General features: G+C 69.8%; 15 protein-coding genes. 8 read left to right on the top strand and 7 right to left on the bottom strand.

All coding sequences use genetic code 11. The features are described 5' to 3' along the window. Positions 1-19: 19 nt before the first annotated feature. Genes BEN78_13795 through BEN78_13785 form a run of 3 tightly spaced genes read right to left on the bottom strand, consistent with a single transcriptional unit; the run spans position 20 to position 2,750 of the window. Positions 20-955 (bottom strand): DNA polymerase III subunit delta', encoded by a 936-nt coding sequence (locus tag BEN78_13795; GenBank protein ASR44280.1) that lies wholly within the window; start codon positions 953-955, stop codon positions 20-22. Further along, positions 952-1,593, bottom strand: coding sequence for a dTMP kinase (locus tag BEN78_13790; GenBank protein ASR44279.1), 642 nt, complete (start codon positions 1,591-1,593; stop codon positions 952-954). The genes BEN78_13795 and BEN78_13790 overlap by 4 nt, the downstream gene beginning before the upstream one ends. Further along, entirely contained in the window at positions 1,590-2,750 is a 1,161-nt protein-coding gene (locus BEN78_13785; GenBank protein ASR44278.1) for an aminodeoxychorismate lyase, read from the bottom strand. Before BEN78_13785 ends, BEN78_13790 begins: the two co-directional genes overlap by 4 nt. A 161-nt stretch (positions 2,751-2,911) precedes the next feature. On the opposite strand from BEN78_13785, the gene BEN78_13780 reads away from it, so the two are divergent. Together BEN78_13780 and BEN78_13775 are read left to right on the top strand one after the other, a co-directional pair. Next, on the top strand, positions 2,912-4,474 hold the full coding sequence (locus BEN78_13780; protein ASR44277.1) for a cardiolipin synthase: 1,563 nt from the start codon (positions 2,912-2,914) through the stop codon (positions 4,472-4,474). Positions 4,475-4,760: 286 nt separating this feature from the next. Next, positions 4,761-5,861, top strand: a complete 1,101-nt coding sequence (locus BEN78_13775; protein ASR44276.1) for a leucine dehydrogenase — start codon at positions 4,761-4,763, stop codon at positions 5,859-5,861. Between the two features lie 104 nt (positions 5,862-5,965). Here the strand turns inward: BEN78_13775 and BEN78_13770 are convergent, their stop codons facing one another. Next, a complete protein-coding gene (locus BEN78_13770; GenBank protein ID ASR45145.1) occupies positions 5,966-8,776 on the bottom strand; it encodes a hypothetical protein in 2,811 nt (936 codons plus the stop codon). Between the two features lie 200 nt (positions 8,777-8,976). Between BEN78_13770 and BEN78_13765 the strand changes: the two genes are divergently transcribed. The 6 genes from BEN78_13765 (at position 8,977) to BEN78_13740 (ending at position 13,003) form a co-directional block, all read left to right on the top strand. Further along, positions 8,977-10,152 (top strand): acetyl-CoA acetyltransferase, encoded by a 1,176-nt coding sequence (locus BEN78_13765; protein ASR44275.1) that lies wholly within the window; start codon positions 8,977-8,979, stop codon positions 10,150-10,152. A 125-nt stretch (positions 10,153-10,277) separates the two neighbouring features. Then, positions 10,278-10,613 (top strand): hypothetical protein, encoded by a 336-nt coding sequence (locus tag BEN78_13760; GenBank protein ASR44274.1) that lies wholly within the window; start codon positions 10,278-10,280, stop codon positions 10,611-10,613. 161 nt (positions 10,614-10,774) lie between these two features. Beyond that, the gene (locus tag BEN78_13755; GenBank protein ID ASR44273.1) at positions 10,775-11,134 is read left to right on the top strand and encodes a hypothetical protein; all 360 of its coding nucleotides are present in this window, start codon (positions 10,775-10,777) and stop codon (positions 11,132-11,134) included. 379 nt (positions 11,135-11,513) lie between these two features. Then, positions 11,514-12,062, top strand: coding sequence for a hypothetical protein (locus BEN78_13750; GenBank protein ASR44272.1), 549 nt, complete (start codon positions 11,514-11,516; stop codon positions 12,060-12,062). Position 12,063: 1 nt separating this feature from the next. Continuing rightward, a complete protein-coding gene (locus BEN78_13745) occupies positions 12,064-12,441 on the top strand; it encodes a hypothetical protein (GenBank protein ASR44271.1) in 378 nt (125 codons plus the stop codon). A gap of 25 nt (positions 12,442-12,466) precedes the next feature. Continuing rightward, complete coding sequence (locus tag BEN78_13740; protein ASR44270.1) at positions 12,467-13,003, top strand: hypothetical protein; 537 nt, start codon at positions 12,467-12,469, stop codon at positions 13,001-13,003. Positions 13,004-13,036: 33 nt separating this feature from the next. Here BEN78_13740 and BEN78_13735 read toward each other — a convergent pair whose 3' ends face one another. Genes BEN78_13735 through BEN78_13725 form a run of 3 tightly spaced genes read right to left on the bottom strand, consistent with a single transcriptional unit; the run spans position 13,037 to position 15,365 of the window. After that, a complete protein-coding gene (locus tag BEN78_13735; GenBank protein ID ASR45144.1) occupies positions 13,037-13,261 on the bottom strand; it encodes a hypothetical protein in 225 nt (74 codons plus the stop codon). Between the two features lie 8 nt (positions 13,262-13,269). After that, complete coding sequence (locus BEN78_13730) at positions 13,270-15,123, bottom strand: ferrous iron transporter B (protein ID ASR44269.1); 1,854 nt, start codon at positions 15,121-15,123, stop codon at positions 13,270-13,272. Next, the gene (locus BEN78_13725) at positions 15,120-15,365 is read right to left on the bottom strand and encodes an iron transporter (protein ID ASR44268.1); all 246 of its coding nucleotides are present in this window, start codon (positions 15,363-15,365) and stop codon (positions 15,120-15,122) included. The genes BEN78_13730 and BEN78_13725 overlap by 4 nt, the downstream gene beginning before the upstream one ends. Positions 15,366-15,455: the final 90 nt, after the last annotated feature.

Below are 15,455 nucleotides of genomic sequence, written 5' to 3'. Positions count from 1 at the left end.
TTCGGTTCCCCGGTCATGGTCATGGGCGGGCGGCGGCACCGCGCCAGCCCTGGAGCAGTTCGGCGATCGCCAGGTCCGCGCGTACCGTGGTCCTGAGCAGATCGCGCGTGCGGTTGGCCGCGTCGAACCACGCCGCGAGCTTCGCGATTCCCGTCGGGTCGGTCAAGGCGGCCGCGCGCGCGAGCGCAAGATCGGCGGCGTGACGCAGCCGGTCCACGGCCTGCTCGTCGCCGGCCCAGCGCTGCGCGGTCGCAACGGCCGGCAGCTCGCCCTTGGCCAGCCCGGCCAGATCGCGATGGACCTCGCGGCGCAACTGCATGCCACCGCCGGCGAGCCAGTCGGCCGCCAGGCCCGGATGCCCCTTCGCCGCGTCGAGCGCCTCGAGAGCATCGGCCTGTGTGTAGCCCTTGCCCGCCAGCCAGGCCAGCGCCTCCTCGCGCGGCGGCAGGCGGAACTCGATACGCTGGCAGCGGCTGCGGATCGTGGCCGGCAGCCGCGCCGGATTGGCCGCGACCAGCCACAGATGGCGGCCGGGCTGCGGCTCCTCGAGGGTCTTGAGCAGCGCGTTGCAGGCCGCGTGATTGATCGCGTCGGCCGGATCGACGATCGCAACCTGCGCCTGCCCGTACTGCGGCGTCAGCGACAACTTGTCCGACAGGCCCCGGATCTGTTCGATGACGATCTCGGTGCGCAGCTTGGTGCCGTCCTTGGTCGGCACGAACGACACCGGGTGGAAATCCGGATGGCTGCCCGCGGCCAACAATTGCGCCACCCGCGGCTCGCGGTCGGCCCCGAGCACGTGCGCGGCCAGCGCGTCGGCGACCGCGCGCTTGCCCAGCAGCGCAGGCCCGCAGAACAGCAGCGCATGGCCCAGCCGCTGCGCATCGAGCGTGGTGCGCGTGTGCGCATAGATGCGCTGCTGCCAGGGGGCGAAACCGGCCACGTCGGCGCTCATGCCGGCACCTGCAGCGCCTGGAGTGCGCGCACCGCATCGGCGGCGACCGCCTCGGCCGGCCGGGCGGCATCGATCACCCGGAACCTCGCCGGGTGCGCCTGCGCGCGTTGCAGGAACGCCGCACGCACACGCTCGAAGAACGCGTCGTGTTCTGACTCGATGCGATCGGGGGTCGCATCGCGACCGCGCGCGCGCGCGCGGCCCTGTGCCACGCCCAGGTCGAGCAGCAGGGTCAGGGCCGGCTCGATGCCGACATAGTCGCGCTCCAGTGCAGCGATCCGCGCCACATCCAGCCCGCGCCCGCCGCCCTGGTAGGCGTAGCTGGAATCGGTGAATCGGTCGCTGATCACCCAGGCGCCGCGCTCGAGCGCCGGCACGAGGGTCTCGGCCACGTGCTGGGCGCGCGCGGCGAACACCAGCAGCAGTTCGGTATGCGCGCACGCGGGCTCGTGTCCGGGATCGAGCAGCAGGCCGCGGATCATCTCGGCCAGCGGCGTCCCGCCAGGCTCGCGCGTGCAGACGACTTCCCTGCCGTCGGCCGCCAGCGCTGCGCACAGCGCGCGCAGCACCGTGGTCTTGCCGGCCCCTTCGCCGCCTTCGATGGAAACGAAGCGCGGGTACGACCGCAACCCGCTCACGGCGTCCCCTCCTCGCCGGTCGCGGCCTCGACCTCGGCCTCGTTCGGCGGCCGGGTCTCGTCGCCGGCGGCGGCCTGGGCGGCGCTGCCTGCGCTGGCATCGCCGCCGCCAAAGCGCGCGCGATAGCGCCGCACGTACTCGCGGACCGCGGCGTTGTGCTCGGCATAGCTGCGCGAGAACACATGGCGTCCACTGCCGTCACCGACCGCAACGAAGTACAGCGTGTCGCCGGGCGCCGGATGCGTGGCTGCCTCGATCGCGGCCTGGCCGGGCATCGCGATCGGCGTGGGTGGCAGGCCGTCGCGGGTGTAGGTGTTGTAGGGCGTGTCGGTCTGCAGATCGCGGCGCCGGATGTTGCCGGTGTACGCGGTGCCCATGCCGTAGATCACCGTGGGATCAGTCTGCAGGCGCATGCCCTGTTGCAGCCGGCGGTTGAAGACGCCGGAGATCTGCGGGCGCTCCTCGGGCACGCCGGTCTCCTTTTCGATGATCGATGCCAGCACCAGCGCCTGCTCTCGGTTCTCGAGCGCCAGGCCCGGGTCGCGGGTCTCCCAGGCACGGTCGAGCGCAGCCTCGAGCGCGGCATTGGCCCGCGCCAGCACGTCCAGGTCGCTGTCGCCGCGGGTGTAGAGGTAGGTCTCGGGCAGGAAGCGGCCTTCGGGATGCACGCCATCAAAGCCGAGTTCGGCCATCAGGCGCGCGTCGTCCAGCTCGGGCACGCGCTGCTCCAGCAGTTCGGCGCGCGCGAGCGCGGCGCGCAGTTCGCGCATGTTCCAGCCTTCGACGATCGTGAAGCGGTGCAGGATCACTTTGCCGTCGCGCATCCGCAGCAACAGCGTGCGCGGCGTCGTCGTGGCGTCGAGCGGATACTCGCCGACCTGGATCTTGGCGTCGGCGCCGAGCTGGCGCGCAAGCAGGCGCCATTGGAGCGCATGCCCTTCGACCACCCCAGCCTCGCGCAGCCGCGCCAGCACCCGCTGGAACGAATCGCCGCGCTCGACGGTGAAGGTGCGCCCGTCCTCGACGCCCGACAGCGGGGTGTCGGCAAACCCGGTGTAACGGTCGTAGAGCAAGTAGGCGCCGGCACCGGCCAGCAGCGCAGAGAGCACGAACAGCAGGCCGAGGCCGCGCCAGCGGCGTTTCACGGGTGGGGTCATGGGCGGCGGAGGCCGTCGGTTCCGGAACGGGGCGTCAGGATACCGTGGCGCCCCCGTGCAGGGCGTGACCTGCCGCCATCACCGGCGGCGCAAGACCGCCACGGCGCGGCAACGACCCGACTTCTGCGATCCTAGCCGGCCTTCCCCGCCACCGCCCCTCGATGAAGAAGCGCGTCAAGAGAATCCTCGCCTGGAGCGTGTTCACGCTGCTGGTGATGGCGGTGAGCAGCGTGTTCGTCGCCGACCGGTTGATGCTGCCGGCGACCGGGGTGCCGAGCACGACGCTGCCGCTGTCCGAGGATGCGACCGCGCTGGACCGCGAACTGGCGCCGCTGCTCGCCCGACACCCGGGTCAGACCGGCGCGATCATGCTGCCCGACGGCGTCGACGCCTACGCCGCGCGCGCGATCTCCGCGCGCCAGGCCGGCCGCAGCCTCGACCTGCAGTACTACATCTGGCACGACGACCTGACCGGCCGCATGCTCGCCAACGAGGCCTGGGAAGCGGCCGAGCGCGGCGTGCGGGTGCGGATCCTGCTCGACGACGTCGGCGTGGGCGACATGGACGCCACGCTGCTGGCGATGGACGCCCATCCGCGCATCGAGCTGCGCGTGTACAACCCGTTCCGCAACCGCAGCGGACCGCTGCGGGTGCTGGAAATGATCCAGCGCGCCTGGGGCGTGAACCACCGCATGCACAACAAGGCCTGGATCGCCGACGGGCGGGTGGCCGTGGTCGGCGGACGCAATATCGGGGTGGAGTACTTCAGCGCCGCCGAGGCGTTCAACTTCCACGACCTCGACATTGCACTGTTCGGCCCGGCCGTGGCCGAGGCCAGTGCGATCTTCGACGACTTCTGGAACAGCGAGGCCGCAGTGCCGATCGCCGCGCTCAACCGCAAGCCACCGCGCACGCTGCGCGCGGTGCTCGAACGGATCCGCGACGAAGCCGGCAGCCCCGAGGCGCGCCGATTCCTTGATGCGATGGACATCTCGCCCAGCGTGCGGCGCTACTTCTCGCAGGAACTGACGCCGATCTGGAGCGAGCACATCCGCATCCTGTCCGACCCTCCGATCAAGTGGCGCGGCGACGGCCGCGAGAACTGGCTGGTCGAGCACCTGGTCGGCGAGATCGGTGCGGCCGAGCGCAGTGCCTTGTTGATCTCGCCGTATTTCGTTCCCGGCGGCGACGGCACCGAGGGCTTGGTCGCGTTGGCCGGCCGCGGCGTCCACGTGGCGGTGGTCACCAACTCGCTGGCCGCCAACGACGTCGTCGCCGTGCACGGCGGCTACGCGCGCTATCGCAAGCCCTTGCTCGAAGGCGGCGTGCATCTGTTCGAAACCCGCAGCCAGGCCGAGGCCAAGGCCGCCAGCAGCCTGTTCGGCAGCAGCGGTGCGAGCCTGCACACCAAGGCGGTGCTGATCGATGGCCATCGCGGCTTCGTGGGTTCGTTCAACCTCGATCCGCGCTCGGCCAATCTCAATACCGAAATGGGCGTGCTGTTCGACGACCCCGACCTGGGCGCGGCATTGCGCGAGGAGGTCCTGCACCTGACCGACCCGGGCATGAGCTACTGGGTCTATCTCGACAGCAGGGGCCGGCTGCGCTGGCTCGACCGCGCGCGCGATCCGCCAACGGTCCTGGATAGCGAACCCGACGCCACCCGGCGACAGCGTGCGATCGCGGCGGTGGTGCGCTGGTTGCCGATCGAATCGCAGCTGTGAGCGGGTCACGCCGGCCTGTGCGGCAGCGGCGCCAGCCGGTTGAATGTGGTGCAGCGCAACACTTGCAACAGGCCCGATACGCAGACGCAAGCGCTTGATGCCAAAGCGTTTTCCGCTTCGGAGCAGTGGACGCGACCCTTTCCCGGGACGAGGTGCGTAAAATGCCGCGTTCCCGGACAGACGGCCTGCGCCGAACGTCCGCGTAACGACGCACGGGCCCACCTGCTGGCCCCATGCCGCCTCCAGCCAACCATGCGTCGGGCGATCGCCCGCGACGGAGCATTGAATGATTTTCGAGCACCTCGACACCACCGGTCACGAGCAGATCGTGTTCTGCCACAACAAGGACGTCGGCCTGAAGGCGATCATCGCGATCCACAACACGGTGCTGGGCCCGGCGCTGGGCGGTACGCGCATGTGGCCGTACGAATCCGAGCAGGATGCGCTCAACGACGTGCTGCGCCTGTCGCGCGGCATGACCTACAAGAACGCGGTCGCCGGTCTGAACATCGGCGGCGGCAAAGCGGTGATCATCGGCGACCCCGCCACCGACAAGTCCGAGGGGCTATTCCGCGCGTTCGGCCAGTTCGTCGAGTCGCTCGGCGGGCGCTATATCACCGCCGAGGACGTCGGCATCGATGTCAACGACATGGAGTTCGTCTACCGCGAGACCCAGTACGTCACTGGCGTGCACCAGGTCCATGGCGGCTCGGGCGACCCGTCGCCGTTCACCGCCTACGGCACCCTGCAGGGCCTGCTGGCGTCGTTGAACCGCAAGTTCGGCAACGAGGAAGTCGGCAACTACAGCTATGCGGTCCAGGGCCTGGGCCATGTCGGCCTGGAGTTCGTGAAGCTGCTCAAGGAGCGCGGCGCGAAGATCTTTGTCACCGACATCAACAAGGACCGGGTCGAGCGCGCGGTCAGCGAGTACGGTGCCGAGGCTGTAGGTCTGGACGAGATCTACGATGTCGATGCCGATGTCTATTCGCCGTGCGCGCTTGGCGGCACGGTCAACGAGAAGACCCTGCCCCGCCTGAAGGCCAAGATCATCTGCGGCGCGGCGAACAACCAGTTGGCCAACAATGCGATCGGCGACGAGGTCGAGCAGCGCGGCATCCTCTACGCGCCCGACTACGCGGTCAACGCCGGCGGCGTGATGAACGTGTCGCTGGAGATCGACGGCTACAACCGCGAGCGCGCGATGCGCATGATGCGCACGATCTACCACAACCTCACACGCATCTTCGAGATCTCCGAGCGCGACGGCATCCCGACCTATCGGGCCGCCGACCGTCTGGCCGAGGAACGCATCGAGATCATCGGCAAGCTCAAGCTGCCGCTCGGGCGCGCCGCCCCGCGTTTCCAGGGCCGCGTCCGCGGCGCCTGAGGCGATTGAAGTGGAACAAGACGATGGGGCTTCGGCCCCATCGTCGTATCCGGCGATCCGAAACAACGGGGCCGCGTGCAATCACGCGCGCCGCCCCGATCCGATCAGAATCCGTAGGCGTAGCGCAGCGACAGCATGCGGTCGGCGCCGCGCGGGCCGAAGCGCTGGTCCAGGCCCAGCCCCAGCAACAAGCGGCGTGTCGGTCGGCTGTCGAGGCCGATGCCGAACAGGCCACCCGAACGTGCCGGGTCCAGTCCCGCGATCGGCGCCCAGGCCTCGATGCCGGTGAAGCTCGCCTGCAGGTCGAAGCCACTGGCCGATAACGTCTGCTGCCATTCGCCGTAGCCGTGCAGCGAGAATCCGGGGCCGTCCCAGCGTGCACGCACGCCGGCGATTGCCTGGGTGCGCTGCGCCGACCAGCCGGCGCTGCGCAGGCCGAAGCCGTCACCGCCGAGTTCGTCGAAGCCGTCACTGCGCAGCCGCACTTGCTCGGCACCGGCATACGGCCCGACCTCGGCCGCACCGATCCGCCAGTGGCGCCCCGCTTCGATCGCCGCCTGCGTGTAATGACCCGCGTAGCGGGTCGAGACGCCCTGCGGCATCGCGCCGGTGTACAGCGTGCGCTGCAGGTCGCGGTCGAAGCGGCCGCTGCCCAGTTGCACCATCGCGTAACCGGCACCGAGGGTCCGTGCGACGTAGGCCTGCGCCTGCGTCTGACGATCGCGGCTGCGATCGCCGCGACTGCGCGCGATGCCGTCGCCGCGCAGTTCGCCAAACGCGAATCCCGCCACCAGGCCGTGACCGAGCACGTGATCGCGTCCCAGGCTCCAGCCGTCGACGGTGAAGCCGTCGCGGGCGAAGCCGCCGCGGCCGCCCTGCCCCAGGGTGTCCTGCCATACGCCGACGCCGGCCGCATCCGACGCCAGCGCGCCGACGCGTTCGGCGACCAGGCGGCGCGTCATGTCGACATTGTCGAACGTCGCCGACAGTGCCGCGGCATGTTGCGCACCGGACAGGCTGTCGAGCGCGGCGAGCGCGCGCGTCTCGTCCTGCACCTGTTGCAACGCCCCCGCCGCGCGCACGAAGCCGTCAGCGACCGGCGCGCCGGTGGCGGTCTGCGCATCGAGGCCCGAGAACGCGCCTTCGACGCGGACGGCCGCGCCCTGGGCCTGTGCGGTGATGCCGGCCATCGACATCGCTGTTGCGCTGACATCGAGCCGTGCGATGTCGAGCCAGGCCCGGTTGGCGTCGTAGCCAAGCGTGGCGTCGAGGAACACACCTGGGCCGCGGGTCAGGCTGCCGAAGGTGCCGGTCATGCCGTCGATCGCCTCGACCACGGTTTCGCGCGCCGAGTGGACGTAACCGCCGACGATGCCGGTCACCTGCAGCTCGCCGGCCAGCGAGGCGCGGCCGGTCACCTGCAGGGGCGCACCGATCTGCCAAGCCAGCCGCCCGCTCGCGCCTTGCGAGAAATCGCCGACGATTGTCCGGCGGCCGAGATTGCCGGCCACCGCGACCGTGCCGTTGTTGACCAGCGTGCCGCCGACGCGCACGCCGCCGAAGCGCAGCGTCGCGCCGGAAGAGACGGTCGCGGCACCCGGCACCGTACCGGCGAACGACAGCGTGCCGCCCTCGACACGTGTCGCGCCGCGATAGTCCACCAGTGTCTCCAACTGCAGCGTGCCGCTGCCGCGCTTGACCAGGCCGCCGGCACCGGTGATGGCGTTTCGCCAGGTCGAGGTGCCAGTGAAATTCACGGTCACATCGCCCCAGTCGAACTTCGCGGGGCCGCCCACGGCCTTGGCGACATTCAACGCGCCGTAGCCGAACACCGGATCGACACCGGGCGCGCCGATGTCGGTGGCGGTGCCGAGGAGCGTCTGTCGGACCAGATCGTTGTCGAAGTACGGGAAGGCCTCCCAGACCAGCGCCGCGGCCCCCGAGACCAGCGGCGCGGCCAGCGAGGTGCCGCTGTACTTCCAGTACTCGGGGCGGTTGGGCGCATCGTCGGTGCCGGTGACCACGACGGTACCGGGCGCGACCAGGCAGTAGCGCATCGCGATACCGCAGGCGTTGGAGTAATCCGCCAACTGCGTGGTGCTGTTCTCGGCGAGCGCAGATACCGTCAACCAGCCGCGCTCGAGGTCGGCGCCGGGCGTGCTGCCATTGGCGCCGCGCTGGCTCGGCAGTGCGGCGAGATCCGAGGGATCGGCGCGCTTCGAGTTGCCCGAGGCGAAAACCACCAGCCCGCCGTGACCGATCACGAACGAACGGTACTCGCTGGCGATCTCGCGCGCCGCATTGTCACCGCTGATGTACAGCCCGCCCCAGGAGTTGTTCATGACCCGCACATCGCGGCGGATCAGATCGGCATGGATCGCCTCGACGCCGATCTTGCCGGTCACCGGGTTGCCATTGCCCGAACCGTCGTCGACCGGCGGCTTGTCGTTGATGATGCGTGCCGAGACGATCTCTGCATTAGGCGCCACGCCGCCCGGCCAGGCGCCGAAGGGCCGACCCGCCGCGGCCTGGGCGACGGCGGTGCCGTGCCCAGCAACATCGTCGACTCTCAAGTTGTTTGTCTGATCATCGACATACGCGAGATTGGCCACGACCCGATCGCGCAGCGCCGGATGCTTGCTGTTGATGCCGCTGTCGAGAAAGCCGATGCGCACGCCCCGGCCGGTATAGCCGGCGTCGTGCGCGGCCCAGGTACCCGTGGCCGCCAGATGGCCGCTGTAGGCCGGCGCAGGCGGCTCGACGACTGTCGGCGGCGGATTGGGCGAAATGACCGGCGGCGGGTTCGGCAGCAGCAGTCCGCCGCCCGAGCCGCCACCGCCGCCGCAAGCGGCCAGGACGCTCGCCAATGCACAGGCAAGCAGCGAGCGCGACGGATGCGCCCGTCTGAAGTTCATCGAATCGGCCATCGTATTCCCTCTTCCATTGGCGATGCCCGCACCCCGTGGCGCGGCCGGCGTCCCCTGCGCAGTCTTCTATACCTGCAATCGACGACGCGCGCCATCGTGTCCAAGCCACCAACGACCAGGCGGCACGCACCTCGGAGCGATGCGATAATCGGCCGATCGCATGCCGCGCTCACTACGGAGTTTTCACCATGACTGACATCGTCATCGTCGGTGCCAAGCGCACTGCCATCGGATCCATGCTCGGCCAGTTCGCCGGCGTCCCGACGCCGACGCTCGGCGCCACGGCGATCCGAGCCGCGCTCGAGCATGCGGGCCTCGCGCCCGACCAGGTCGACGAGACCGTCGTCGGCTGCGTGCTGCCGGCAGGCCTGGGCCAGGCGCCCGCACGCCAGGCCTCGCGCGCGGCCGGCATTCCCGACAGCGCCGGGTGCGTGACCATCAACAAGGTCTGCGGCTCGGGCATGCAGGCGGTGATGTACGGCCACGACATGATCAAGGCCGGCACCGCGAAGGTGGTGGTCGCCGGCGGCATGGAGTCGATGACCAACGCGCCGCATCTGCTGCCCGGCGCTCGCGCCGGCATCCGCTACGGCAGCGCCGAGTTCCTCGACCACATGGCCTGGGACGGCCTGACCAATCCGTATGACGGCAAGTCGATGGGCGTATTCGGCGACATCGCCAGCGAGAAGTACGGCTTCAGCCGCGAGGACCTCGACGCCTATGCGGTGGAGAGCGCAACCCGCGCCAAGCACGCGATCGCGTCGGGCGCATTCAAGGACGAGATCGTTCCGGTCGTGGTCAACACCCGCAAGGGCGAGGCGAGCTTCGACACCGACGAGCAGCCCGGACGCATCCAGATCGACAAGATCCCGACCCTGCGCGCGGCCTTCGGCAAGGACGGCCGGCTCACCGCGGCGAGCTCGTCGAGCATCTCCGACGGCGCCGCCGCGCTGGTGCTGACCTCGGCCGACGAGGCTGCCGCCCGTGGCCTGACCCCGCTGGCGCGCATCGTCGCCCACGGCCGGCACTCGCAGGCGCCCGAATGGTTCACCACCGCGCCGGTGACCGCGATCCGCAATGTCCTCGACAAGGCGGGCTGGAAGGTCGAAGATGTCGACCTGTTCGAGGTCAACGAGGCGTTCGCCAACGTCGCGATGGCGCCGATGAAGGATCTGGGCATCCCCCACGACCGCCTCAATGTGAATGGGGGCGCACTGGCGCTCGGCCATCCGATCGGCGCGAGCGGTGCGCGATTGATCGTGACGCTGGTCCACGCGCTCAAGGCGCGCGGCCTAAGTCGCGGAGTCGCTTCACTTTGTATCGGTGGCGGCGAAGCGACCGCAATTGCCGTCGAAATGGCGTGAACTTCGGTTAACGTGATTTTTACGAAAAAACCACGAACTCCCGCTTGACAGCCGTTCGCGGCTTGTCATGATGTTGCCGGCGCGCATTTAGCGCGTTGCCCACACTTTCAGACGAGGAAGACACAATGACGATCAACAAGGCTCTGCTTGCCCTGGCTATGGGTTTTGCGCTGGCTGCCTGCAGCAACGCCGATCAGGCCAACAGCTCGGCCGAAGGCGCCGCTGACGCCGCTGCCGACGCGCAGGCCGCTGCCAACGAGACGACCGATCCGGCCGTCGCTGGCACCGCGCAGACCGCCGCTGACGACGCTGCTGCTGCTGCCGACGCCGCTGCCGAAGCCGCTGCCGACGCCGCCGCTGCTGGCACCGACAGCGCTGCCGAGCACGCTGCCGACGCTGCTGACCACGCTGAGACCAAGGCCGAAGACGCCAAGGACGCAGCGCAGGAAGTCGCTCCGTAATTCCGCTCGGTGGCCTTCGCGCCACTGTGTCGAATTGCAGAAGGCCGCCGGGTTTCCCGGCGGCCTTTTTTCATGGGCGGGCCCCTGCCCGGCCTTGCCACTACGCTCACATCGGCGCATTCACGCTTCGTGTCCAGACCCACCCCGACAGGAGACATGCCATGCGCTTCACCGTGATGACCGCCACTGCCGTCGCCGCCCTGGCGCTGGCCGCCTGCAGTAACCACAGCGCCGACGCCGAGCGCGAGCGTGCCGAAGCCTCGGCCGCGGCCGACAACGCTGGCCGCGCGATCTCCGAGGCCGCATCGGCAACCGGCGAGGCCGCGCGCGAAGGTGCCGATGCCGCCGCCGCTGCGTCGTCGGACGCAATGCGCCGGGCCGAAGTCGCCGCCGACGAAGCCGCGGCCCGTTCCGAAGCCGCAGCCCGCGACGCAGCCGCTGCCACGGGCCGCGCCACCCAGCGTGCCGGCGAGGCGATCGAAAACACCGGCGAGCGCATGGAAGAACGCGCCGACCGTTGAGCCTGCTTCCGCGACGCCGCTTTTCGAGCCCGCCGCAAGGCGGGCTTTTTCGTTGGTCGATTCGCCACCCGTTCCAGTCACGCTGTCCAGCTCTGTGAACGGTGCCCAACACAGAACCAGCGACGATCGATGAATGGGCATGTTGCCGGCTCGCGCCCTAGGTGGCTGGCAAAGCGCACCAGGCCCTTTGCGGCGCGGAAAACGGTGCGTCGCGGCCGATCCTCACGCTGGTTTTCCGGCTGAACGCAGGGCCTCCGGCCCCCCGTTGCCCACCCCAAAGTGCGTGCTAGTCTCGGCCTTCCGCGCCGTCCCCCCGGCGGCGCGGACCGGCCCGTTGGGTGCATCGGCGGCCCCGTCCATCTCCGAGGTAACACGCGACATGGCTATTTTTCCAAGTTCCGGTTCCGCCAAGAAGGATTCGCCCGCTCCAGGCAATGAGGCCTCGCTTCCGCCCGCGCCGGTCCGCGACGCAACGCCGCCGACGCAGGCCGTCGCCGACTTCGCGACGCCGACCCCGATGCCGCCGCGCAGTGCGCCGGCGCCCGTTGCGAAGGAATCGATCATCGCGGCCGATCTCACGATCGAGGGCAAGATCGAGGGCTCGGGCGATGTCCGCATCGCCGGCCGTTTCAAGGGCGACGTCAACGTCCAGGGCAGCCTGACGATCGAACACGGCGCCAAGCTCAACGGTGGTGTCCGTGCCAACCAGGTGCTGGTGTCGGGCGAACTCGACGGCAACATCGATTCGGCCTCGCTGGTCGAGTTGCGCGCCTCGGCGGTGATGACCGGCGACCTCAAGGCCGGCTCGCTGACGGTCGCCGCGGGTTCGAAGATCCGCGGGCACGTCGAGTGCGGTTGGGGCGAGAGCAAGGGCGACGAACGCCCGGCCTCCCGTAGCAAGGATGCAGCGGCGTCCGAACGCACCTGATATGGATCCCCGTACCGGTGCGGCAGGCGCGACCCGCGTCTGCCCGCACTGCAAGACCACGATCCTCGAGAGCTCGGCGCGCTGCCCGGCGTGCCGGCACTACCTGCGTTTCGATGCCGATGCATCCACCAGCATCGGCACCCAGGAGGCAACGACCGCGCTGCAGGTCGAGGGCACGATCCGACACCCGTCCGAAGGCGGCGCCTGGGAATACTCAGTGGTGCTGGTGATCCGTGACGAAGCCGGCAAGGAGCTCAACCGTCAGGTCGTCGGCGTGGGCGCGCTGTTCGGCGGCGACGAGCGACACTTCAGCCTCGCCGTCGAGGTGGTACCGACCAACGACATGCGGCGCGGACCCAACCGCCGCGGCCGGCACTGATCCACGCGATCGAGCAGCGCGCCGGATGTCCGAACCGTATTCGCTGTATGCCCGGCTGAGCTTCGCGCCCGGCGCCTTCGAAGCGTTCCTGGCCTCCGCGCCTGCCCAGCCGTCCGCCTTCGGCGACTGGCAGGCCTGGTTCGACCAGCATCGACTGGCCGGCAATGGGTGCTTGCCGGCAGGCCTGCTTGCCGATGTCGATGCCGGCCGGGTCGCGGACATCATTGAGGCCTGGCAGCGTGACCCTGCCCTGGGCATGCCGCCGATCGACTACGACGCCGCGACCGGCGTATGCCGGATCGCGATGCTGAGCGCATCGGAGAACCTCGAAGCGCTGCTGCGCATGCTCACGCCGCTGCGCGGCGCTGCGGCATGGCACCGCGCCGAGGCTGACGACTTCATCGTGGTCGTGGACTTCCTGTGGGGTGGCGAGCAACTCGGCGCGTACGTACCTCTGCGCGATGGTCGCAGCCAGCTCGGGACCACAGTGCCCCCGGCGCATCACGCCGAGGCGATCGACTATCTCGAACACACCCTGGCGGCATTCGAGCAGGGCGCCTGAGCGCGGCCTCGCCAGCGCTTATGGATGCCGGATTCAACCGCAGCCGTCGCAGCCGCCGCAGCCCGCGCCGACGCGCGGCTCGGGCGCGATGCGCCGTCCCAGCGCGCGCATCCAGGCCGGCCGGCCCGGACGCAGCAGCGGCACCGCCAGCGCGATCCGCAGGCGCCGCGCAGTCGCCGGCGCCTGCTTCTTCAGCACGACCCAGCCGCTGACGGCAACCAGCAGCGTGACCGCCGCGTACTGCAGCGCCAGTTGCACGTCCGCGCTCACCCCGCCCCCAGCGCGCGCGCCACCTGGTAGGTCAGCAACGAGGCGAGGTAGGCCAAGGCGAACAGGTAGCCGGCGTTGATCGCCATCAGCCGCCAGGAGCCGGTTTCGCGCCGGATCGTCGCCCAGGTCGAAATACACTGCGGCGCATAGATGAACCACACCAGCAGCGACAGCCCGGTCGCGAGCGACCAGCCATCGGTGATGATCGGGGTCAGCGCCTGGACCGCCGCGTCGTCGTCGACGGCCGACAACGCATAGACGGTCGCCAGCGATGCGACGGCGACTTCGCGCGCGGCCAGGCCGGGGATCAACGCGATGCAGATCTGCCAGTTGAAGCCCAGCGGCGCGAACACCAGCGCCAGCGCATGACCCAGGCGGCCGCCCAGGCTGTACTCGATTGCGGCCCCGGTCGCACCGTCGGGCGGTGCCGGAAACGAGAGCAGCACCCACAACAGCACGGTCAGCGCGAGGATGATGCCGCCCACGCGGCGCAGGAAGATCATCGCGCGCTCCTTCAGCCCGATCGCCAGGTCGCGCGGATGCGGCAGCCGGTAGGACGGCAGCTCCAGCAGCAACGGATGCTCGCTGCGGTCGCGGCGCCATCGCTTCATCACGAACGACACCGCCAGCGCGCTGAGGATGCCGGCCATGTACAGCGCGAACAGCACCAGCCCCTGCAGGTTGAGCGCGCCCCAGACCTGCCGCTGCGGAATGAACGCACCGATCAGCAGCGCATAGACCGGCAGCCGGGCCGAGCAGGTCATCAGCGGCGCGACCATGATCGTCGCCAGCCGGTCGCGCGGGTCCTGGATCGAGCGGGTGGCCATGATCCCGGGAATCGCGCAGGCGAAGCTCGACAGCAATGGGATGAACGACCGCCCCGACAACCCGGCGCCTTTCATCAGTCGGTCGAGCAGAAACGCCGCACGCGGCAGGTAGCCCGATTCCTCCAGCGCCAGGATGAAAAGAAACAGGATCAGGATCTGTGGCAGGAAGACGATCACCCCGCCCAGGCCGGCGATGATGCCGTCAGCGAGCAGACTGGTCAGCGGACCAGATGGCAGCGTCGCCGACACCCAGGCGCCAAGTGCGGAGGTGCCGGCGTCGATCATGTCCATCAGCGGCGTCGCCCAGGCATAGACGGCCTGGAAGATCAGGAACATCACCAGCGCCAGCGCCAGCAGGCCGAACACCGGGTGCAGTAGCCAGCGATCGAAGGCATCGTCGATCCACGCGGTCCGGCGCGGCATGGTCACCGTCGCCGCCAGCAGCGCACGCACTTGGGCGTGCAGGTCGCTGTCGGCGTCGCCGGTTGCGGGCGGCCGCGGTCTTGCGACCGTGTCGGCCAGCCGCTGGCGCAGCGCCTGTGCGCCGTCGCGATGGATGGCGACGGTCTCCACCACCGGCACGCCGAGCGCGGCTTCGAGCGCCGCAACGTCGATGACGATGCCGCGACGCGCCGCGGCATCGGCCATGTTCAATGCCACGACCATCGGCCGGCCCAGCGTCCGCAGTTCCAGCACGAAGCGCAGGTGCAGCCGCAGATTGGTCGCATCGACCACGCAGACCAGCACATCGGGGGCGGGTTCGCCCGGGTAGAAGCCGCGGCACAGGTCGCGGGTGATCTGTTCGTCCAGGCTCGCCGGCTGCAGGCTGTAGGCGCCGGGCAGGTCGAGCAGCGCCCACTGCGCGCCATCCGGGCCGCGCATCCGGCCTTCCTTGCGCTCGACGGTGACGCCGGCGTAGTTGGCGACCTTCTGCCGGCTGCCGGTCAGCAGGTTGAACAGCGCGGTCTTGCCAGCGTTTGGACTGCCAATCAGGGCGAGCCGTGGCATGGCCGCCGTGGTCACGCCGCGTCTCCAGCATGGACCTGGACCCGAGCCGCCTCGCTGCGCCGCAGCGCGAAGCGGGTGAAGCCGATGCGGACCAGCAACGGGTCGCCGCCGAACGGCGCCAGCGCGACCACCTCGACCGGCTCGCCGGGTGCGAAGCCCAGTTCGCCCAGGCGGCGGGCGATCGGATCGTGGCTGCCGACCGCCTCGACGGCGTCGACGAGGCCCGGCGTGCGCGGCGGCAGCTGACAGAGGTTCAAGGCAGGTCCGGTGCGAATGGGAATGGGTCGCGATTTTACTCCCGCTCGACCGCGACGCATGCGCCCAGCCCGCCCGCCGTCATGCCTCGG

It is taken from the genome of Xanthomonas citri pv. mangiferaeindicae, from assembly GCA_002240395.1.
In the GTDB taxonomy this organism is placed as follows: domain Bacteria; phylum Pseudomonadota; class Gammaproteobacteria; order Xanthomonadales; family Xanthomonadaceae; genus Luteimonas; species Luteimonas citri_A.
Note: the sequence above shows the minus strand (reverse complement) of the source record. Positions and strands in the feature narration are given on the sequence as shown.

Bases quoted from the DNA above. Each gene is read 5' to 3' on its own strand.
- BEN78_13795 (ASR44280.1), bottom strand. From the start codon at position 955: ATGAGCGCCGACGTGGCCGGTTTCGCCCCCTGGCAGCAGCGCATCTAT.
- BEN78_13785 (ASR44278.1), bottom strand. From the start codon at position 2,750: ATGACCCCACCCGTGAAACGCCGCTGGCGCGGCCTCGGCCTGCTGTTC.
- BEN78_13780 (ASR44277.1), top strand. From the start codon at position 2,912: ATGAAGAAGCGCGTCAAGAGAATCCTCGCCTGGAGCGTGTTCACGCTG.
- BEN78_13775 (ASR44276.1), top strand. From the start codon at position 4,761: ATGATTTTCGAGCACCTCGACACCACCGGTCACGAGCAGATCGTGTTC.
- BEN78_13770 (ASR45145.1), bottom strand. From the start codon at position 8,776: ATGAACTTCAGACGGGCGCATCCGTCGCGCTCGCTGCTTGCCTGTGCA.
- BEN78_13765 (ASR44275.1), top strand. From the start codon at position 8,977: ATGACTGACATCGTCATCGTCGGTGCCAAGCGCACTGCCATCGGATCC.
- BEN78_13760 (ASR44274.1), top strand. From the start codon at position 10,278: ATGACGATCAACAAGGCTCTGCTTGCCCTGGCTATGGGTTTTGCGCTG.
- BEN78_13755 (ASR44273.1), top strand. From the start codon at position 10,775: ATGCGCTTCACCGTGATGACCGCCACTGCCGTCGCCGCCCTGGCGCTG.
- BEN78_13750 (ASR44272.1), top strand. From the start codon at position 11,514: ATGGCTATTTTTCCAAGTTCCGGTTCCGCCAAGAAGGATTCGCCCGCT.
- BEN78_13745 (ASR44271.1), top strand. From the start codon at position 12,064: ATGGATCCCCGTACCGGTGCGGCAGGCGCGACCCGCGTCTGCCCGCAC.
- BEN78_13740 (ASR44270.1), top strand. From the start codon at position 12,467: ATGTCCGAACCGTATTCGCTGTATGCCCGGCTGAGCTTCGCGCCCGGC.